At 57.7% G+C, this 20755-nt stretch carries 16 protein-coding genes; 7 read left to right on the plus strand and 9 right to left on the minus strand.

Features of this window, described 5'->3' with window-relative positions:
- Positions 1-3: 3 nt before the first annotated feature.
- From DSCA_RS15095 to DSCA_RS15110, 4 genes are all read right to left on the minus strand, one after another.
- Entirely contained in the window at positions 4-1428 is a 1425-nt protein-coding gene (locus tag DSCA_RS15095) for an NAD(P)/FAD-dependent oxidoreductase (protein WP_231716498.1), read from the minus strand.
- A 696-nt stretch (positions 1429-2124) separates the two neighbouring features.
- Positions 2125-4527 carry a PAS domain S-box protein gene (locus DSCA_RS15100; RefSeq protein ID WP_155317215.1) on the minus strand — a complete coding sequence of 801 codons (2403 nt, stop codon included), beginning with the start codon at positions 4525-4527 and terminating at the stop codon, positions 2125-2127.
- A 38-nt stretch (positions 4528-4565) separates the two neighbouring features.
- Positions 4566-6197, minus strand: a complete 1632-nt coding sequence (locus tag DSCA_RS15105; RefSeq protein WP_167527791.1) for an ABC transporter substrate-binding protein — start codon at positions 6195-6197, stop codon at positions 4566-4568.
- Between the two features lie 56 nt (positions 6198-6253).
- Complete coding sequence (locus DSCA_RS15110) at positions 6254-7789, minus strand: YifB family Mg chelatase-like AAA ATPase (RefSeq protein WP_155317217.1); 1536 nt, start codon at positions 7787-7789, stop codon at positions 6254-6256.
- A 245-nt stretch (positions 7790-8034) separates the two neighbouring features.
- Between DSCA_RS15110 and lpxC the strand changes: the two genes are divergently transcribed.
- From lpxC to DSCA_RS15145, 7 genes are all read left to right on the plus strand, one after another.
- Complete coding sequence (gene lpxC, locus DSCA_RS15115; protein ID WP_155317218.1) at positions 8035-8907, plus strand: UDP-3-O-acyl-N-acetylglucosamine deacetylase; 873 nt, start codon at positions 8035-8037, stop codon at positions 8905-8907.
- A 120-nt stretch (positions 8908-9027) separates the two neighbouring features.
- Positions 9028-9600: a DUF4390 domain-containing protein gene (locus tag DSCA_RS15120; protein ID WP_155317219.1), complete on the plus strand. Its 573-nt coding sequence runs from the start codon at positions 9028-9030 to the stop codon at positions 9598-9600.
- 21 nt (positions 9601-9621) lie between these two features.
- A complete protein-coding gene (locus DSCA_RS15125; protein ID WP_155317220.1) occupies positions 9622-11862 on the plus strand; it encodes a sensor histidine kinase in 2241 nt (746 codons plus the stop codon).
- Positions 11863-11921: 59 nt separating this feature from the next.
- Positions 11922-13265 carry a sigma-54-dependent transcriptional regulator gene (locus DSCA_RS15130; RefSeq protein ID WP_155317221.1) on the plus strand — a complete coding sequence of 448 codons (1344 nt, stop codon included), beginning with the start codon at positions 11922-11924 and terminating at the stop codon, positions 13263-13265.
- The gene (gene rsmD, locus DSCA_RS15135; RefSeq protein WP_179955323.1) at positions 13262-13816 is read left to right on the plus strand and encodes a 16S rRNA (guanine(966)-N(2))-methyltransferase RsmD; all 555 of its coding nucleotides are present in this window, start codon (positions 13262-13264) and stop codon (positions 13814-13816) included. The genes DSCA_RS15130 and rsmD overlap by 4 nt, the downstream gene beginning before the upstream one ends.
- A gap of 122 nt (positions 13817-13938) precedes the next feature.
- Positions 13939-14421, plus strand: coding sequence for a pantetheine-phosphate adenylyltransferase (coaD, locus tag DSCA_RS15140; protein WP_155317223.1), 483 nt, complete (start codon positions 13939-13941; stop codon positions 14419-14421).
- 3 nt (positions 14422-14424) lie between these two features.
- On the plus strand, positions 14425-15327 hold the full coding sequence (locus DSCA_RS15145) for a selenium metabolism-associated LysR family transcriptional regulator (protein ID WP_155317224.1): 903 nt from the start codon (positions 14425-14427) through the stop codon (positions 15325-15327).
- A gap of 113 nt (positions 15328-15440) precedes the next feature.
- Here the strand turns inward: DSCA_RS15145 and DSCA_RS15150 are convergent, their stop codons facing one another.
- The 5 genes from DSCA_RS15150 to rpsO form a co-directional block, all read right to left on the minus strand.
- Positions 15441-16253 carry an MBL fold metallo-hydrolase gene (locus DSCA_RS15150; protein ID WP_155317225.1) on the minus strand — a complete coding sequence of 271 codons (813 nt, stop codon included), beginning with the start codon at positions 16251-16253 and terminating at the stop codon, positions 15441-15443.
- A 2-nt stretch (positions 16254-16255) separates the two neighbouring features.
- Positions 16256-16714, minus strand: coding sequence for a dUTP diphosphatase (gene dut / locus DSCA_RS15155; protein WP_155317226.1), 459 nt, complete (start codon positions 16712-16714; stop codon positions 16256-16258).
- Positions 16715-16888: 174 nt separating this feature from the next.
- Positions 16889-18160: a M16 family metallopeptidase gene (locus DSCA_RS15160; RefSeq protein WP_167527792.1), complete on the minus strand. Its 1272-nt coding sequence runs from the start codon at positions 18158-18160 to the stop codon at positions 16889-16891.
- A complete protein-coding gene (gene pnp, locus DSCA_RS15165; protein ID WP_155317228.1) occupies positions 18135-20234 on the minus strand; it encodes a polyribonucleotide nucleotidyltransferase in 2100 nt (699 codons plus the stop codon). The genes DSCA_RS15160 and pnp overlap by 26 nt, the downstream gene beginning before the upstream one ends.
- Positions 20235-20437: 203 nt before the next feature.
- Positions 20438-20707, minus strand: coding sequence for a 30S ribosomal protein S15 (rpsO, locus tag DSCA_RS15170; protein WP_155317229.1), 270 nt, complete (start codon positions 20705-20707; stop codon positions 20438-20440).
- Positions 20708-20755: the final 48 nt, after the last annotated feature.

The raw sequence follows: 20755 nt of genomic DNA on the forward strand, positions 1-20755 counted from the left end.
GGTCTATTTTCCGGACCGGCCTGTGTTTTCCACGATCGCCTTTGCGGGAATCAGACCGGTGGCGGCCGCCGAGACGATATTACCGGCCACACCGGGGCCGTCACCGGCCACGAACATGCCCTTGATTTCCGTTTCCAAATCCCGGGAGGTCTCCACCTGGGTGGCAAAAAACTTGATCTCCGGCGCATAAAGCAGGGTTTCGTCGTTGGACACGCCCGGCACCACACGGTTCAGTTGCTCCAACCCGTCGATGATGTTGGTCAGTATGCGCTCGGGCAGCGCCATGGCGATGTCCCCGCACACCACGTTGGTGAGGGTCGGCTCGATGTACCCCTTGCTGACCCGGTTCCAGGTACTGCGGCGTCCCCGCTTCAGGTCCCCGAACCGCTGGAGGATGGGCTTGCCGCCGCCGATGAGGGTGGCCAGGCGCCCGATGGCCTCCCCGTAGGCCTGATTGTCCGTAACCGGTTCGGTCAGCACCACCTTGGAGAGAAAGGCAAAGTTCGTGTTGGTGGATTTGCGGTCGTGGTAGGCGTGGCCGTTGACGCACACAAAGTCGCTGTAGCTCTCCAGGGAGACAAAACCGCCCTGATTGGTGCAGAAGGTGCGGGTCTGGTCATCGTACTTGCCGGTCTGAACGAAAAAGGTGGGATCGTAGATCACGTCGCACAGGTCCTGCATGATATCGTTATGCACCTCCACCCGCACCCCCACCTCGATGCCCCGTTGGGTCAGGCCGATGCCGTGTTCTTGTGCCACCCGTGCCACCCAGTCGGCCCCGATGCGCCCCGGCGCCAGGATCACCTTCTCACAGCGCCGCTCTCCCCGGCTGGTTCTTACGCCGACGACCCGACCGCTTTCGACCATCACATCCTTCACCTCTTCGGACGTATGGATGGTCACGCCCTTCGATTTGATATGATCGGTCATGGCGGCGATATAGCCGGGCAGGCGGTCGCTGCCCAGGTGCTTCTGCCTGATCAGCAGCAGGTCGATGCCGAACCGTTTGGCGTGCTTTCTGATCGTCCTGGCCTGATCCATGTCCGTCGGGTAGACCGGTGCATCCATGCCGAAGCGGTTGAAAATGGCCTCGGTTTCTGCGATCAGTGACTCGGCGTTGGCGATGGGCATGAACTGGGTGAGGTCGGTTTTTCCCAGCTTGTGAATAAAATTGAGTTTGCCGTCGGAAAACAACCCGGCGCCGCCGATGCCGCACAGGATATTGCATGGTTTGCATTGGGTGCAATACTGCCGGTCCGCCACCGGGCAGACGCGTTTGAGCGGCCCTTTTCCCCGCTCCAGGAGCAGTACCTTGAGATCGGTGTGTTCGCTGAGGTAATGGGCGGAAAAGAGGCCGGCGGGCCCCCCTCCGACGATAATCACATCGAAACAGGCAACGCGTGCGGATGCAGCGGAGGTGACTGACAATGGATGTGTCTCCTTGAATGAACCGCAACGCCGGGATATCAGCCCATTGCGGTGGGGTTGGCCCGCCCGGTCGGTCGGATGGCACGGTCCGAACCGGAAGGGATGCGATCTGAGCGGGCAGACTGACGATCGATACGAACACAGCATGCGATCAGCACGGGCATCGGACAGTCCGCTGCCTGCGGCATGCCATGAAACGGCGTCACTCCGGACCAGCGGTACCGGGATGCCGGCCGACCTGTTTTTTCACCGGGCAGCGACCGGCTTTACACCGTTCTCTCTATAGTTCAGCAGCCGCAGCCAATCAAGGGATCACTTGACTTTTTGTCTCAGGTTCACCAACATACGAGCAATGAAAAACGGCTCACAGACAACGGGAAAAAGACGCCCGCGCCGTGCCGGGCAATCCCTTGCCCCCCAGGTGACCAGAAGCGGGGATGCACCCCCGTGTTTGAAAAACGGATGTCAATGCCGCGGATGCTACGGATGGCAGAACATGCTGCGTGCCGCAAAAAGCAGTCCAAGATGGCGGCAATATCCCCTTTGCTGCCAGATGACCGGGTTGACCCTCCGACACTGAAGCCCGCCGGGTGAGTTGATGGCGGCCAACCGAATCGCCTCGACGGCCCCCCTCCCGTCGTGCCCCACCTGCGTCAAGGACCGACCGGAGAAACGACAACGACCTGAAAACGGTCTTCAGACCTGACCGGTTGTCGGTGCGTCCAGAATCGTTCTCACTTTTTCGGACAGGGATTGCAGGTCAAAGGGTTTTTGAATGAAGCCGTTGCAGCCCCGCTGCAGTATTTCGGAGGCCTGGCCGTCGATACTGTACCCGCTGGCCAGCAGCACCTGGACGCCCGGCTCGATGGCCTTGAGCTGGTCATAGACCCGGCCACCGCCCATATCGGGCATGATCATGTCCAGAATGATCAGACTGATCCGGTCATGGTGATCCCGGAAGGCCGCCAGGGCCTTTTTGCCGCCACCGGCGGTAAGCACCTCGTATCCCAGGGCACTGAGCATCGCCCGGCCCACATCAAGAATTAATGGATCATCGTCAACCAGCAGGATGGTCTCATTCCCGGAGCGGGGCTTCTCATCAGCGGGGGCTGCTCCGGCGATCGTTTCAGGCAGGGCCTTCAGGTAAACCGTGAAGGTGGCGCCATGGCCGATTTCACTGGACACGTCGATATAGCCGCCATGATTTCTGACGATGCCATAGGCGGATGCCAGCCCTAATCCGGTACCCCGCTTCATGGTTTTGGTCGTAAAAAAAGGGTCAAAAATACGTGCCATGGTTGCCCGGTCCATGCCGATACCGGTGTCTCGAATGGAAATCCTCACGTATTTCCCGGAACTGACCCGGTGTACCGCCGCCTGGCGGTCATCCAGGGTTTCATTGGCCGTTTCCAGATAGATGGTGCCGCCCTGGGGCATCGCCTGCCAGGCATTGATAAACAGATTGAGCAGCACCTGTTCGATCTGCCCCCGGTCCACGTTGACGGACCACACATCCGGCCGGCAGTTGGAAATGATCCGCAGTTCCTGCCTGGTTCGCCCGAACATGTCGGCGCTTTTTTGGATGAGGGCGTTGGTATCGGTCGCCTTGACCTCATACTTTCCCAGACGTGCAAATCCCAGCAGTTGCCGGGTGAGCCCGGTGCCGCTGCGCACACAGTCCCGTATGGTGTCCAGCCGGCCACGATGGGCATGACCGCCCCCCATGTCCAGTGCCATTATGTCGACATTGCCCTGGATCCCCATGAGCAGATTATTGAAATCGTGGGCGATACCACCGGCCAGGGTGCCGATGGCTTTCAATTTCTGGGCCTGGAGAAGCTGGTCCTGCAGTTGCTCTTTTTCCTTGATGGTCTGCTTGCGGTCTTCGATTTCCTGACGCAACATGGCGTTGCTCCTGAACAGTTCGGCGGTACGTTCCGCCACCCGGTCCTCCAGCTGCTGGTGGGATCGCTGGAGGTCGGCTTCGGCCTTTTTACGCTTGGTGATATCGCGGGCATTGACCACCAGCCCCTCTACTGCCGGATGACCCAGCATGTTGTTGCTGGTCGCCTCGATGATTCGCCATGAGCCGTCATGATGCCTGAAGCGAAGCTCCGATGGCGAATTGTCGGTGTCCCCTTCCATGCGCCTTTTGAAAATCGCCAGCGTGCGGTCCCTGTCATCGGGATGAATGAAATCGGAAACCCGGCGTCCCATCACCGAATCCCGGAAATATCCGAGGATGCGTTCGACGGAAGGACTCAGGTAGGAAATGCAGCCATCGGAATCTAAAATGGCGATAATATCGGATGTATGCTCGATCAGGGACCGGAAATGCGCTTCACGGTGCTGCAGGGCGGTCAGGGACTCCTGAAGTTGCCGGCTCATCTGGTTGAAAACCACGGCCAGACGGCCGAATTCATCCTGGGCATCGATAAGAATACGCGTGTCGAGATCTCCCCTGCCAATCTGCTCCGCACCGGCCGTCAGCAGTCGCAACGGATGGGTAAGCCTCCGGGTCAGCAGCATCAACACCCCGGCCATGACTGCGAACCCGATAATTCCCAGGCCGGTCAGATAAGGTTTCATGCGGTTGGCGACCCCGTAGACCTCCTGCTCGGGATCACTGGCCAGAATATACCATTCCCAGGGTGCGAAATAGTCGACCAGGGCCAGGTGCTTTCCGGCCGGGGTCAGGTGGCGCAGCCGGCTTCGTTCCGGTTTGAGATTCCTGAACCATGCCTCCTGGCCGACATCCCTGCCCACCATGGCGGGGTCCGGATGCACGGCGACAAGGCCCTGCCGGTCGATGGCAAAAATGAAACCCAGTTCCCCCACCTCAATGGCCGACATGGCCGCTCCGGCATCCAGCTTGGCCTTGGTGATGCTGGCCGGGATATCCTCCAGGCCATATCGGCGGAGCATGTCATCCTGTCCGGCAGCAACCTGAATGGCCTCCGAAAGGCGGGTGTCCAGCCATGTTTCGGCGAGCTCCGTCAGGGCTGTACGTGAAAAATGGTAGGCAATGCCGACCGTGGACAGGAGCAACAGAAAGACCAGCGGCAGTGTGGTGATCAGTACTTTGGGATAGGTGCTCATCGGTCTTTCCTATCCTGCCGGGGGCAGCGCAGGGGGATCTAGTGATTCCGTTTCAATCTGGTATTCTCGGTGAACTGGGGATACAGGGCCATGGTGGAAACCAGCGAATGCCCGTAATTCACGATGGTCCTGCGGGCATAGCACTGTTTGGAATACATGATCGGGAAAGCGGCCATGTCATCCAGAATCCGAATCTGGGCCTGGACCCACAGCTGGATCTGCCGCTCCGGGTCAATCTCCAGGCGGGCCGCCTCGATCAACCGGTCGACCTTGTCGTAACTGGAGAAATTCGTATCCGGCCGGGCGCCGGTGAGGATTATGGCGTCGGAATGGAAAAACCGGCTCAGGTAGGCATCCGCATTGGGGCGCCAGGCCACATATATTACAATGGGTCGGGGAGACCGGCGAATCAGCTTGTGCATGGTCGAATGGGTCTCGACGGCAATTCGGCAGCGGATACCGATCCGGGACAGCTGCCGGCCCATTTCCCGGTAGTAGGTTCGATAAAGTCGCTTTTCCGAAGACACCAGGTCGAGAGCAAAACCGTCAGGATAGCCGGCATCGGCCATCAGGTCCCTGGCCCTGGCAAGGTTCTGGGAGTAGGTAAGGTCCAGGATCTCTGCGTCCGTTTTCGTGAGTCCCCCGGGCAGAAACCGGGCCGGTACAGGGGAAAAGACGCTGCCCGCCAGCTGTTTGCTCATGGTGTCCAAAAAGGCCTCCCGGTTCAATGCCAATGCGATGGCGCGTCTGACACGGATATCGTCCAACGGCTTCATCCGGGTATTGAGGTAGATGGTGGCCACCTCGCCGACACCATGGGTATCGACCGCAATTCCCGGCTGACCGGCCATCTTTTCCGGCCAGCCCTTCTCACCGGAACCGATGATCACATCCAGTTCGCCCGACGTTAAGCCGGTTTCGCGGGCCCCGATATCGGGAATGAACCGGATCTGCACGCCATCGATCTGCGGCCGGCCCCGGAAATAGTGGTCATGGGCCGCCAGGACAAGCTTTTCGCCGGGCGTGTAGCCGCTGAAAACAAAAGGACCGGTTCCCACCGGATGCTGCTTGAACCCCTCATACCCCATGGAATCGATGGCCCGTTTGCTGACGATGAAACCGCCGGCATAGTTGGTCAGCTTGGGCAGGAAAAGGATGGAGGAAACCGGTTTTTCCACGGTGATGCGTACCGTGTATCGATCGACCGGGACAACGGTCATGCCCTCATACTCTCCTGCGTAGGCACAAAATTCACGACTGGCCGATTTACGAAGGGAAAAGACCACGTCTTCGGCCGTCAACTCGTAGGCCTCCGTTTGCGGCCCGGCGTGAAACCAGACCCCCTTTCGCAGCCTGACGGTCCAGACCTGCCGACCACCGATCATTTCAAATCCGGGAACGCGCACGGCCAGATCCGGTTCGATCTTGGGCACGTTTCCCGGCAGGTAGCGCAACAGGCCGTTGAAGACCATATCCGCCAGTGCCCGATCCTGTGAACCGGCGGCAAAATGGGGGTCCAGGTTTCCCATTTCACTGACATGAACACCAAATCGCAGAACATTCCGATGGTTGCCCCGCTGGTCCGGGGATGCCGCAACGGCGCTGTGGATCAGCGATCCTGAAATAAACACGACCATGAGCAACAGCGATATTCGTGATTTTTTCTTCACGGCCGGCACTCCTCGGCAGAAAACGGCGGCAGCACGGATCTCAAAAAGGTCAGCGATCATTGATGCTGCATGGAGCGGTCCAGGCTCCGGTACTGGATGGCCTCGGTGACATGGTGGACCTGTATGGCGGCCACGCCCTCCAGGTCGGCGATGGTCCGGGATATCTTCAAAATCCGGTTGTAGGCCCTGGCGGACAGTCCCAGCCGTTCGATGGCCGATTCCAGAATACGGGCGGCATCATCACCGATGCGGCAGTGGGCCCGGATATGTCGGCTGGCCATCTGGGCGTTGGCATATATCCGGGTCCGATTAAACCGCTGGTTCTGGGTCTGGCGCGCCGCCACCACACGCCGCCGGATCGCCCCCGAAGACTCGGTATCGGTCGCCGCGATTAAGTCTTTATGAGCAACGGCGGGGACTTCCACATGAATGTCGATGCGATCCAGCAAGGGGCCGGAAATTTTAGACCGATAACGGTGAATCTGGTGGGCCGTGCACCGGCAGGCGTGGCGCGAGTCGGAAAGATAGCCGCAGGGGCATGGATTCATGGCAGCGATGAGCATGAAGCTGGATGGATAGGTCAGGGTGGTTGCCGCACGGGCAATGGTCACCTGGAGATCCTCCAGCGGCTGACGAAGCACTTCCAGCACATTTTTTTTATATTCGGGCAGTTCGTCCAGAAACAGAACGCCATTGTGTGCCAGGCTCACCTCTCCCGGCCGGGGCACATGCCCGCCGCCGATGAGCCCGGCATCAGAGATCGTATGATGGGGTGAACGAAAGGGCCGCCTGGTAACCAGCGGCTGATCCCGGTTCAGCAGTCCCACGACACTGAAGATTTTGGTGGTCTCAATGGCCTCCTGAAAGGTCATGGGCGGCAAAATCGTGGAAATACGGCGGGCCAGCATGGTCTTGCCCGAACCGGGGGGGCCCACCATAATCACATTATGGCTGCCTGCCGCAGCAATTTCAAGGGCGCGTTTGGCATGTTCCTGGCCCATCACCTCGGCAAAATCCATCCCGGAACAATCAGGGGCGTTAAAAACCGCCCCCAGATCCGTCTTCAACGGAAGAATGGACTTGAATCCTCTGAGAAAATCCACCACCTGACCCAGCGTACGAACCGGATAAACGGAAAGGTTCGAAACCACGGAGGCTTCTTTGCCGTTGTCTGTGGGGACGATGATGCCGCGGTATCCCGCTTGCTTGGCCGCAATGGCCATGGGCAGGGAGCCGTTGACCGGCTTGACGCGGCCGTCCAGGGAAAGTTCCCCCAGGAAGAGATAGCCGGAAACCGCTTGTCCGGGAAGGATGCCGGTCGCGGAAAGAATGCCGATGGCCATGGGCAGATCGAAACCGGTGCCCTCTTTCTTGATGTTGGCCGGGGCCAGGTTCACGGTTATCCGGTCCGCCGGAAACGTATAGCCCGAGTTGGTAATCGCGGACTTGACCCGTTCCCGGCTCTCTTTTACCGCCGTTTCGGGAAGCCCTACCGTGGTGAACGTCGGAAGTCCCTGGGCGATATCCACTTCCACTTCAACCAGATATGCCTCGATACCGATCACGGCGCTGCTCAGAACCCTGGCCAGCAAAGCCTCTCTCCCTGATAATGATAGTTTACTTCGTGGGAAACATGCGAAGTCGTAGGTATATCAAGCCCGTCGATATAGGACAATGGTTTTGTCGAAAAAAGCAAATCCAAAAGATTGACATTTAGTGGTTGTCAAAAGAAAAGCGGGTGATTAAGATTGCCCGTATGGATTGGATTCCGATTTCATAAGCGAAAACAGCCCATGAACGCCAATGGCAGACATGGCATATCAGGATATCGTATTCAATGAAACACCATCAGCAGACCATAAAGACACCGGTGAGTTGTTCCGGTGTCGGCGTCCATTCGGGAAAGACCGTCAACCTCAGCATCAAACCGGCACCGGTCAACCACGGGATCCGGTTTGTCCGCGTCGATCTTCCCGGTGCCCCGGGGGTCACCGCCCATTTTAACAATGTGGTGGACACCAGCCTGGCAACCGTAATCGGCGCCGAGGGATGCATCGTCTCCACCATAGAGCACCTGATGGCAGGACTTACCGGCATGTCCATTGACAACGCCATCGTTGAAGTGGATGCCTATGAGTTGCCGATCATGGACGGCAGTGCCGGTCCGTTCACCACACTGATCAAATCAGCAGGAACCCTCAGCCAAGAGGGCGCCAAATGCTATTTCAAAGTAAACGATCCCATCTCCCTGAATGAAAACGGAAAATCCGTGACCATCTATCCGGCCGACGAATTCAGGATAACCTGCACCATCGCCTACGACCACCCGCTCATCGGCACCCAGACCTGCAATTTCGCCATCGACCGGGAAACCTTTGAAAAAGAGATCTCCGCGGCCCGGACCTTTGGCTTCCTCCACGAGGTAGAACTGATGAAGCGCTATGGTCTGGCCCGGGGCGGAACGCTGGACAATGCCGTCGTCATAGACGGGGACCGGGTGCTCAACGATGGCGGGCTGCGGTATCCGGATGAGTTCGTCCGCCATAAAGTACTGGACTGCATCGGTGACTTCTCCCTCATCGGCATGCCCATTATGGGGCATGTGGTGGCCAGCAAATCCGGACACGCCTTCAACCATGCCTTCCTGGAAAAATTCTTCGAGGAAAAAGCATCCTGGGATACCTGCACCCTGGCACCGGATCCCGCATAAACAGGATCTCCCCCCCGGACGCGACTTAAAACCCCTTGCCATTTTTCAACACTTTCGATATGTTTATTTTTCGTATATTTTCTTCTATTTAGTTAACTTCAGGAATCCTACGGCGTCTCCATGAACCGATCCTGCCGACGGTTTACAGGTTTTTTCGTGCTGGGCATCTTTTTTTTAACCGTCCATGGCCTGGCCATGGCCAAGGATGCCACGCTCACCAACATTATCGTCACCAATACCCGGGACGATCTGCTGGTATACCTCTCGGTGGAGGACGCCTTTACGCAAAAGATAGAGGACGCCGTCAAAAGGGGCGTGCCGGCCTCTTTTTCCTTTTTCGTCAACCTGTACCGGACCCGGGGGATGTGGTTCGACAAAAAAATGGCCGATCTGACCATCGAGCACACCATCAAGTACAACAGTCTTAAAAAAGAATATGCGGTATCCCGCTCATGGGACACCAGCAGTCCGGTGATCGTTCAGTCATTCGATGCCGCCAAAAAGCTGATGACCGAGATCGACAGCCTCAAGGTGATCCCGCTGGGACTGCTGGAAAAGGGAAAGCAATACCAGATCCAGGCCAAGGCAAAACTCAGCCGGGTGACCTTGCCCTATTACCTGCACTACGTCCTTTTTTTCCTTTCCCTCTGGGATTTCGAAACCGACTGGTATACCATCGATTTTATCTATTAACCGCTCTTCTCAAAAGCCCTCATGATTTTCGGCAAACGCAACCCGACGCCAAAACCGACCCTATCGAAAGAGGAACGCAGCCGCCGTAAGCGCGAAGCCGTGATCAGTCTGGTGATTATCGTGGTGGTGGGGGTGCTGACACTGGCGGAAAACCGGGTCATCACGTTTGGCGCCGACATCCCGGTCTCCAACACCATCTTGATGTTCATCCTGATCAACATCAATCTGCTGCTGTTGATTCTGCTGATCTTCCTGGTATTTCGAAACCTGGTGAAGCTGCTCTATGCCAGGCGGCGGAAAGTCATGGGCGCCCGGTTGAGAACCCGGCTGGTGATGGCCTTCGTGGCCCTTTCCCTGCTCCCCACAATCATTCTTTTCTTCTTTTCGATCAACTTTATTACCAACAGCATTGAATTCTGGTTCAACGTCCCCGTGGAGCAGGCCCTGGAAAAATCCCTTGTGGTCGGACAGCAATTCTATCGTGAAAACGAAATCCGCCACCAGTTTTTTCTGGAACGCATTTCCTACCAGATCCAGCGGAAAAAAATGACTGAAGCGGTCAAGCAGAAAGAGCTCAACCATTACATCCAAGTGGTTCAGCGTGAGTTTGACCTGGACGCGGTGGAAGTCTACTCCGCCAATTACAGCCGCATCACCTATGCTTTGGGAAAAGATCTGGAAAATGTCGCCATGAAGGCGGCGCCCCCCGGTGCATTTGTCAAGGATGCCGGCACCAAGAAAGTCCGCACCATCACCGGACCGCTGAAAAATGGTGAACTGCTTCGGACCATCGGGACGGTGCCCTTTGACGCAACCCCGGCAACGGCAACCGCGCATGTGGTGCTGGGGCTCTTCATCCCCCCGGATTTAGCGGAAAACATGGAATCCATCTCCAGGGGGCTCGACGAATACCAGCAGATCAAGCTATTGAAAAAACCGATCCAGATCACCTACTACATCACCCTGTCAATCGTGGCGCTGCTGGTTATTTTCTGCGCGGTATGGTTTGGATTCTACCTTGCAAAAACCATCACCATTCCCATCATGGATCTGGCCGACGGTACCCGGCGGGTGGCCGAGGGGGATCTTACCGTTTCCATCGACAGCAGCGTCGCCGATGATGAAATCGGCAGCCTCGTGGATGCCTTCAATAAAATGACGCGGGACCTTCGCTCCAACCGCCAGCAGTTGGAATTGTCCGCCCGGAAACTCACCGAGCAGAACCAGGAAATCGAGGCACGGCGGCAGTACATGGAGATTGTGCTGAAAAATGTTTCCGCCGGTGTCGTTACCCTGGACGGCGACGGTATCATCACGACATTCAATACATCGGCTGAACGCATGCTCAGCCTGGATGCCGGCAAGGTTCTGAACAAACACTACGAGGGGCTTTTAGCCGCCGACCACCTTCAGTTTGCCGAGGATATCATGGACCGGGTCACCTCGGTACGGGACCAGACCCTGGAAATCCCCCTGCGGGTCGCGGTAAACGGCCAGCCACGAACGTTTCTCGTCTATGTCAACCTGTTAAAAGATGATCAGGGGCAGCCCATGGGCATCGTCATGGTATTTGACGACCTCACGGAACTGGAAAAGGCCCAGCGCATGGCGGCATGGCGGGAGGTGGCCCGCCGAATCGCCCACGAGGTGAAAAACCCCCTCACTCCCATCAGCCTGTCGGCGCAGCGGCTCAAGAGACGCTATTCGGAACGCATCGATGAACCCGTGTTTGACGAGTGCACCCGCATGATCATCGACCATGTCGAACTGATTCGCAATCTGGTCAATGAATTCTCGACCTTCGCCCGGTTTCCCACTGCGGACCCCAAGCCCTGCCGGCTGTCTCCGATCATTGAAGAAACGGTGTCCCTGTACCGTGAAGGGCACCCGGACGTCGGTTTCGATGTGCAGATCGGTGAAGATATTCCCCAGATGAATCTGGACCGGCAGCAGTTCAAACAGGCCATGATCAACCTGGTGGACAACGCCGTGGCCGCCGTTCGCAACCAGGGGCAAATCACCATTTCTGCGGCCTACGACCCCATATTGAAGCTGGTTCGGATAGAAGTCACCGACGATGGAACGGGCATTGCGGACACAGACAAAATACGGCTTTTCGAACCTAATTTTTCGACCAAGCGGGCCGGCATGGGGCTGGGCCTGACGATTGTCAACTCCATTGTCAGCGACCACAACGGTATGATACGGGTACAGGACAACTTGCCAAAAGGGGCCAAGTTTGTCATCGAACTGCCCGTTTAACATCGCTCACCTGCCGGCCTCTCGAGAATAGGCGGCTGGCCCGGGAAAGGAGATCGTCAATGTTCCCTTCCATATTGATTGTCGACGATGAACCCACGATTCTGCAGTCCCTCAGCGGTCTGCTCACCGACGAAGGGTTCGAAGTCATTACCGCCAACAACGGCTATGAGGCGCTCAAGATTATCGATGCCGAGGCTCCGGATTTGGTGCTGCTGGACGTCTGGATGCCGGGAATCGACGGTATCGAAACGTTGAAAGAGATCAAAAAAAGCACGGCGACCCTGCCGGTCATCATCATTACCGGCCACGGCAATGTGGAAACCGCCGTCAAAGCCACCAAACTGGGAGCCTTCGATCTCATCGAGAAGCCCTTGAATATCGACAAGGTCATCGTGGCCATCAACAACGCCCTCAACTTTCGCCGCCTGGAGGAAGAAAACCGCTACCTGCGGAAAAAAACGATCGAGAAGCACTCCATCAGCGGCGGCAGCAATCCCGTTCAGGCCCTGAAAATGCAGATCGCCACCGTTGCCCCCACCGAATCGTGGGTACTCATCAAGGGAGAAAACGGCACCGGAAAGGAACTGGTGGCCAGAACCATTCACCAGTTGAGTCCCCGTGCCGAATCCCCGATGATCGATGTAAACTGTGCCGCCATCCCCGAGACGCTGATAGAAAGTGAACTGTTCGGCCATGAAAAGGGGGCCATCGCCGGCTCCAGCGTCAAGAAACGGGGAAAATTCGAACTGGCCCACACCGGGACGATCTTTCTGGATGAAATCGGCGACATGAGTCTGGCCACCCAGGCCAAAATCCTGCGCGTCCTCGATGAAAAGAAATTCCAGCGCGTGGGCGGCGGGCGGATCCTGACGACGGATGTCAGGGTCATCGCAGCCACCAACAAAGATCTGGAGGGTGAGATTGAAAACGGACGATTCAGAGAAGATCTGTATTACCGGCTCAATGTGGTTCCCATCGAGGTGCCGCCGCTGAGGGACCGGGCTGAAGACATCCCCTCGCTGACGGAAATTTTCCTGGCGGAGGCCGCCGCCAGCAACCGTGAAAAACGCAAGACCATCACCTCCGATGCCATTGATATTCTAACGAAACACGCCTGGCCGGGAAATGTGCGGGAATTGAAAAACCTCGTCGAACGGCTGGCCATTATGGTTCAAAATGATGCCATCACCGCAAAGGATCTGCCCGCCAACCTGTCCGATTCGAAAGCCACCGGGGGAGAACTCTTTTCCATCGAAGATCTGGACAAGGCACGCGTCGCCTTCGAGACCGAATATATCCTCAAGAAATTAGCCGGCCATGATAACGACGTGGAAAAAACCGCAGCGGCCATCGGTGTGGCGTCCGATTATATCCAGACATTGATCGCGGAACGAAAAGCGTGAGGGTCATCAGCGGCACTTTGAGAGGCCGTCGTCTGTCCGCCCCCGTCGGCCTGGCCACCCGCCCCACCACGGACCGCATCAGAGAATCCCTGTTTAATATCCTGGCGGCCGGCATCCGGAACCGGCACGTGCTGGATCTTTTCGCCGGTACCGGCGCCCTGGGTATCGAGGCGATGAGCCGTGGGGCCGCATCCGCCGTTTTTGTCGACCGGGCCAGGCCGGCCCTTGCGGCAATCCGCCGCAACCTCCTGGAACTGGGACTGACCGATCAGACCCGTGTGATCAACTGGGATATCGGAAAAAACCTCAATTGCCTGGCATCGGCACCCCAGGCATTCGATCTGGTCTTCATGGATCCCCCGTATGAAACCAACTGCGTGATGCCGGCGTTGACGGCCCTGGTATCATGCGGGGCGCTGGCCCCGGATGCACGGGTTGTCATTGAACACAGCGCCCGGGAACCCCTCCGTCATCCCATCGGTACGCTTGGCCTCGCCGACCAGCGACGATTCGGGAAAACCCTTGTTTCATTTATGGAACCCATGTTATAGAGCGTTCCCGGCAGACATTGGCCCACGGTAAGAGACCAATCCTAAAAACAGCGCTGAATTTTATTCCGGAACCGATGGTTCCACCAGGTTTCCTTCTCCATATTCAACCGCCGGGAGTCTTAATGCGACGAATCGCCATCTACCCAGGTTCATTCGATCCGGTCACCAACGGGCACATCGACATTGCCAAACGGGGCTTGAGGCTGTTCGACCAGATCATCATTGCCATCCTTCACAATCCGGGGAAAAAATCCCTGTTCACCGTCGATGAACGGCTGGAGATGTTGAGTGAATCCATGTCGGGAATCGACAACGTGGAATTCGACACCTTCGACGGCCTTCTGGTTGAATACGCCCAGAAACGAAAAGCCAGCGCCGTACTGCGCGGCATGCGGGCCGTTTCCGATTTTGAATATGAATTCCAGCTGGCACTCATGAACCGGAAACTCAATCGGGATATTGAAACGGTATTTCTCATGACCGGACTGCGATGGATCTTTACCAGTTCATCCATCATCAAGGAAGCAGCCCAATTCGGCGGCGACATATCCGACATGGTGCCGCCCGGGGTCAATCGCCGCATCAAAACGAAATTCGGATCATAAGCCATGGACCTGTGGCAGCTTCATATTTTCCTCAAGGTGATCGATCTGAAAAGCTTCTCGCGGGCTGGCCGGGCGGTTCATCTCTCCCAGCCCACCATATCCAGCCACATCAAAGACCTGGAGGACCACTTCGACTGCCGGCTCATCGACCGCCTGGCCAAGGAAGCACTGCCCACCAAGGCGGGAAGGCTGCTTTACCGGTACGCCAAACGGATGATCTCCCTGCGCGACGAAACCGAAAGCGCCATGGCCGAATTCAAGGGCAAGGTAAAAGGCAGCCTGGACCTGGGCGGCAGCACCATTCCCGGGGCCTTTGTACTGCCGGCAATCATCGGGGCATTTACCCAGCGCTTTCCGGAAGTCAGCGTCAGCCTCTCCATTGCCGATACCCAGCAGACGATCGATGCCATTTTAAGTGGTGATCTGGAAATGGGTGTGGTCGGTGCCGTCTGCACCCATGCCGCTATTTCGCAAACCCACCTGGTGGAGGATGAACTGTGTCTGGTCGTGCCGGCCGATCACCGCTGGGCAGAAAAAAAGCGGATCACAATGAAACAACTGGCCAGCGAGCCCTTTATCATACGGGAGAATGGATCAGGCACCCTTAAATCCATTCAGGCCAGTTTCTCCGAGGCGGGTCTCAGCCTCAACGATCTGAAGGTGGTGGCCCGCATCGGCAGCACCGAAGCGATCCGCCAGGGAATCAAAAACCGCATGGGGGTCTCCATTCTTTCAGCAATCGCCGTCTCCGATGATGTGGCGGCTGGAAATCTGAGGAAACTCACCATCGACGGGTTGAATCTCAAACGGGCCTTTTACCTCACCCACCATCGCCATCGAAGCATCTCCCCTTTATGCCGGACCTTTATGGATTTCATCAACGACCGGGTTCTAGACGAGTCGTAAACCCCCGGCGGCCCACGCCAAACGGTCGCATGGCGAGACCAAACGGCTGCAGCGGCTGCCTTTTGCCGATACTCCGTGGTGAAATGCGTCTGCGATAGGCAGCGCCATCGGATTTATCCCACGGTCAGAAGCCTACAACCTGACGCCTGGGAGGCCACGTGAAGCTTGACCCCCGCATCGTTTAGCACAGCCTTGACTGCCTGTCTGGCTTTCGCCGGGGTGTTGTTCTCTTCGCTCAGGTGAGCCAGGATCACGTGGGCCAGCCGCTCATGCTTGATCGTTTCCAGCAGCAAGGCGGCATCGTCATTGGAAAGATGGCCGCTGCGGCCGCGGATGCGTTGTTTCAGCGGCCACGGGTAGGGGCCGTCGATCAGCATCTGGGGATCGTGGTTGGCTTCCAGAATAAGGATGTCACAGGCGGCCAGGTGGTTTTTCACAACGCCGGTAACGACCCCCAGGTCGGTGGCAACCCCCACTTTGGCCCCGTTGCAGCCAATCGTAAAACCCGCCGGGTCCATCGCGTCGTGGGAGATGGAAAAAGGGTGGATGGCCAGGCGGCCGATAGTGAAAGCATGGCCGCAGCGAAAGGGGCAGACGTCGGCCAGTTTGCCCAAAGCGGTTCCCGTGGCCTGTCGGGTGCCATCGCTGATGTACACCCTCAGGCCGAAGCGCCGGGAAAGGACCCCGACACCGTGGATGTGGTCGGTGTGCTCGTGCGAAACCAGGATGGCATCCAGATTCTTGGGATCCAATCCTTTGCTGGCCATTCGCCGCTGGATCTCCACCCCTGACAGTCCCGCGTCAACCAGAATGGCGGTATGGCCGTCAGAGACGTAAGTGGCGTTTCCCCGGCTGCCGCTGGCCAGAACGCTGACGGACAGGCGGTGGTCGGCGGAAGCGGCCCCCGCTTCAGGCAGTTTGGCCATTTTCATCGCCCTGTGTGACCAAATCCGCCGCCGCTGCGGTCGGTATCATCAAGATCATGGACGACCTCAATCCGGGCCTGGTATACTTTCTGGACCACCATCTGGGCGATGCGGTCCCCCCGCTTGAGGGTCACCGGATCCGGTCCGAGGTTGATCAGGGCGATCTTAACTTCCCCGCGGTAGTCTGCGTCGATGGTCCCGGGGGCATTGATGATGCTGATGCCATGCTTGACTGCCAGGCCGCTGCGGGGACGTATCTGAGCTTCGAATCCGTCCGGCAGGGCCATGGCAAATCCGGTGGGCACCAGGCAGATGCAGCCGTGGTTCAGTACCAGGTCATCGTCAAGGGCGGCGCAGATATCCATACCGGCGCTCTGGGCGGTCATATACCGTGGCAGGGGGATGTCCCGGTTCTTTTCGGGGTTCAACCTGAGAAAAGCAATGGATGGCGACGGGTGCATAGGAAAAAGGTCATTATTCAGGATTATTGGAAATTCGTGGAAGCAGTGCCGGAATCGCCGCCCTCACCGTTGGCGGAAACGGTCGGGCCCGTCAGATGGGGACCCGGAGATGCCGGTAACCGTTTCCCACGGATCGTTCGATGCGATCCCATCGGCCCTGGTGCTGCCGGGTCGCTAAAGGGTCAACTGCCCTGAAAAATCAGTTCCGTCTGCACCAGGCCCCACCATGGTCAGGGCCGCCCTGCCCCCGTCCCACAGGTCTTCGGCCAGGGCCTGCAGATCCGGGGCCGTGACGGCATCGATGTTATCGATTACCGACTGTATCGGGAGAGTCCGCCCGAAGTAAAATTCGTTCTGGGCCAACCGGGCCATCTGGTTGTCCGGACTTTCGGCGGCCATGAGCAGGTTGCCCTTGGTGAACTCCTTGGCGTCTGCCAGGACCTCGGCCGGAACCGGATCCCGTTTCAAGCGCCTGACCTCGTTTATGATCAAATCAACGCTGGTTTCTATATCCTTGGGATCAACCGCTGTGCAGACCCCCAGCATGCCTGTATCGGTGTAAGAGGTCAAAAAAGAGTAGATCGAATAGGCCAGCCCCCGCTCCTCACGGATAATCTGAAAAAGCCGGGAACTCATGTTGCCGCCGAAAATGGTGTTGAGCAGGGAGGCGGCAAATCGCCGGGGATCGGTAACCGACACCCCGTTCATGCCCAGGCAAAGATGGGTCTGTTCCAGGTCCCGGTGTTTCAGGGCGATGCCGCAACCGGCGGCCGGCACTGCGCGTGGGGCAAAACCGCTGCCGCCTGCGATCGTGGAAAAAACGGGCGCCACCATATCGACCAGACGATGGTGTTCCACATTGCCGGCGATGGCGATAACAATCCGGTCCGGCTGATATAGCCGCTTGAAAAACGTCTTGATTGCCACGCTGTCAAAACCAAGGATGTTTTCCCGGGGACCGAGGATGGAGCGCCCCAGCGGATGGGTACCCCAGAGTGCCGGCCCCATCATTTCGTGGACAAGTTCCTCGGGGGTGTCCTCCACCATGCCGATTTCCTGAAAGATCACCGGCCGTTCGCGCTCGACCTCGCTGCCATCAAATGAGGAGTTGAGAAAGATATCGGAAAGGATGTCCACCATGGTACTCAGCTGGGTGTCAAGCACCCGGGCATGGTAGCAGGTGTGCTCCATGGAAGTGAAGGCATTGGTCTGCCCGCCGATGGCGTCGAACTCCTTGGCGATCTGAAAAGCGCTCCGGCGGGCGGTGCCCTTAAAAATCATGTGTTCGATAAAATGGGAGAGACCGCTCTCGACGTCGGTCTCGTCACGGGCCCCCACGTGAACCCAGACTCCCATGGAGACCGAGCGCACGTGGGGCATGCGCATGGAAACGATGCGTACCCCGTTATCGAGGACCGTCTTATTGACCGTCGGTTTTTTGTTCATCTTCCCGAACGGCCTTGTGGCTGAGGCGGATCTTGCCATCCTTGGAAATTTCCAGGACCTTGACTTTCAGCATGTCCCCTTCTTTGACCACATCGGTCACCTTGCCGACCCGGTGGTTGGCCAGCTGGCTGATATGCACCAGGCCGTCGGTACCGGGAACAATCTGAACGAAGGCGCCGAAATCGGTGGTCTTGACCACCCTTCCTTCGTAGATGGCCCCCACCTCGGGCTCCATGGTCAAGGTTTCCACCTGCAGGCGGGCGGCCTCACCGTCTTCGGCAGAAGTGGCGGCAATCTTCACCAGACCACTGTCGTCGATCTCGATCTTGGTGTTGGTTTCGCTCTGAATAGCCCGGATCACCTTGCCCCCTGGGCCGATAATGTCTCGAATTTTATCCGGGTTGATCTTGATGGAGATGATCTTGGGGGCAAAGGGAGAGATCTCCTCGCGGGGGACGGCCAGGGCCTGGAGCATCTTGTCCAGAATGTGCAGCCGGCCCGCCTTGGCCTGGTCCAGCGCCCGCTCCATGATGTCCCGGGAAAGTTCGTGGATCTTGATGTCCATCTGGAGGGCGGTGATGCCCTCGGCCGTACCGGTCACCTTGAAATCCATGTCGCCGGTATGGTCTTCATCGCCGAGGATGTCGGACAGAATCACCACCTGGTCGCCTTCTTTGACCAGCCCCATGGCAATTCCGGATACCGGCGCCTTGATGGGCACGCCGCCGTCCATCATCGCCAGTGCACCGGAGCAGACGGTTCCCATGGATGATGAGCCGTTGGATTCCAGCACCTCGGAGACGATGCGGATCGTGTAGTCGAAATCTTCCTTGTCCGGCAGAACCCGTTCCAGAGCCCGGGTGGACAGTCCGCCATGGCCGATGTCCCGCCGGCTGGGCGACCCCACCCGCTTGACCTCGCCCACCGAATAGGGGGGGAAATTGTAGTGCAGCATGAAGGGGCGGTTCTCTTCACCGCTGAGGGTTTCCACCCGCTGTTCATCGCCACCTGAACCCAGTGTCAGAATGCCGAGCACCTGGGTCTCGCCGCGGGTGAACAAGGCACTGCCATGGGGCCGGGGCAGCACCCCGACCTCACAGGTGATGGGGCGGATTTCATCGAATCGGCGGTTGTCGATACGGCGGCCTTCTTTGAGAATCATGTCCCGGCAGATCTGCTTCTGGAGACCACCGAGGATGGCGCCGATTTCACCGTGCCGGTCTGCCATCTCTTCGCCCAATGATTCCACCACCTGGGATTTGACCGTACGTACGGCCTCGTACCGCTTCATTTTCTCGGGTATGGTCAGCGCCTCACGCAACGGTGCGGTGGCCTTTTCCTGGACCATCTCGACCAGGGCCGGGTCTTTCTCCGGCGGGGTAAAAACCCGCTTGGGTTTGCCGATCTCCGCCTTGAGCTGTTCCTGGATGTCGATGATGGGCTGAATGGCCTTGTGGCCGAAAAAAATGGCCTCCAGCATGTCTGCTTCACCCACCACGTCACCGCCGCCCTCCACCATGACCACACCGGTGCGGGACCCGGCGATGATGATGTTGATGTCGCTTTCCGCCGCCTGTGAAATAGTGGGGTTGGCGACAAATTCGCCGTCGATGCGTCCCACACGGACACTGGCGATGGGGCCGGCGAAGGGAATGTCCGATATTTCCAGGGCGGCCGATGCGCCCACCAGGGCCAGCATGTCCGCATCATTCTCCTGGTCCATGGAGAGCACGGTGGCGATGACCTGGGTCTCGAAGCGGTATGCCTTGGGAAAGAGGGGCCGAATCGGCCTGTCGATCAGGCGGGCGGTGAGGGTCTCCTTTTCGCTGGGGCGCCCGATCTCCCGCCGAAAGTAATTTCCCGGGATGCGGCCGGCCGCGTAAATTTTTTCCTGGTATTCCACCGAAAGGGGCAGGAAATCGATATCCCTCTCGCTATTGGCGGAAACCGCCGTTACCAGGACCATTGTATCGCCGTATTGAACCACAACGGACCCGGACGCCTGCTTGGCGACTTTACCCGCCTGGATGCTGAGGGTGTTGCCCCCCACATCCGCCTTGAATGTATACTCCATTAGAATTCCTTTTCATGGTATGATTGCGGCAAGGGCCGGAACGATCTGCCCGTTGCCTGTAAATTGCCGGTGGGCATGCCGTTTGAACGCCTGACGGCCAAAGTGGGCGGTTGGTCTGTCCCTCAAAAGGAAAGTCGGCAGCCGCGTTCGTGAATACCGGCAATGGGGAAACGGCGACACCGGGTTGCCGTTTCCGGATCACCTTAGCGCCGCAGACCAAGGGTTTCAATAATCGAACGGTATCGCTGGACATCGTTGCTTTTGACGTAATTGAGCAATCTGCGGCGTTTGCCGACCAGCATCAGCAAACCTCGACGGGAGTGATGATCTTTCTTATGCACTTTCAAATGCTCGGTCAGATAGGTAATCCGATGGGTAAGAAGACCAATCTGGACTTCCGGGGATCCGGTATCGGAATCATGCTTTTTGTATTTTTCAATCAGTTCTTTTTTGGTTTCTGCTGTATACGCCAATGTTTCGTCCTCCTTAAAATGGTTGCTGACTACCTGTTTGCTTTTAGT

Source organism: Desulfosarcina alkanivorans (assembly GCF_009688945.1).
Taxonomy (GTDB): domain Bacteria; phylum Desulfobacterota; class Desulfobacteria; order Desulfobacterales; family Desulfosarcinaceae; genus Desulfosarcina; species Desulfosarcina alkanivorans.

What these genes read in the sequence shown, in the direction of transcription:
- coaD (WP_155317223.1), top strand. Translation starts at nt 13,939, where the DNA reads ATGCGACGAATCGCCATCTACCCAGGTTCATTCGATCCGGTCACCAAC.
- dut (WP_155317226.1), bottom strand. Translation starts at nt 16,714, where the DNA reads ATGCACCCGTCGCCATCCATTGCTTTTCTCAGGTTGAACCCCGAAAAG.
- DSCA_RS15160 (WP_167527792.1), bottom strand. Translation starts at nt 18,160, where the DNA reads ATGAACAAAAAACCGACGGTCAATAAGACGGTCCTCGATAACGGGGTA.
- DSCA_RS15130 (WP_155317221.1), top strand. Translation starts at nt 11,922, where the DNA reads ATGTTCCCTTCCATATTGATTGTCGACGATGAACCCACGATTCTGCAG.
- DSCA_RS15150 (WP_155317225.1), bottom strand. Translation starts at nt 16,253, where the DNA reads ATGGCCAAACTGCCTGAAGCGGGGGCCGCTTCCGCCGACCACCGCCTG.
- DSCA_RS15145 (WP_155317224.1), top strand. Translation starts at nt 14,425, where the DNA reads ATGGACCTGTGGCAGCTTCATATTTTCCTCAAGGTGATCGATCTGAAA.
- DSCA_RS15120 (WP_155317219.1), top strand. Translation starts at nt 9,028, where the DNA reads ATGAACCGATCCTGCCGACGGTTTACAGGTTTTTTCGTGCTGGGCATC.
- pnp (WP_155317228.1), bottom strand. Translation starts at nt 20,234, where the DNA reads ATGGAGTATACATTCAAGGCGGATGTGGGGGGCAACACCCTCAGCATC.
- DSCA_RS15125 (WP_155317220.1), top strand. Translation starts at nt 9,622, where the DNA reads ATGATTTTCGGCAAACGCAACCCGACGCCAAAACCGACCCTATCGAAA.
- DSCA_RS15100 (WP_155317215.1), bottom strand. Translation starts at nt 4,527, where the DNA reads ATGAGCACCTATCCCAAAGTACTGATCACCACACTGCCGCTGGTCTTT.
- lpxC (WP_155317218.1), top strand. Translation starts at nt 8,035, where the DNA reads ATGAAACACCATCAGCAGACCATAAAGACACCGGTGAGTTGTTCCGGT.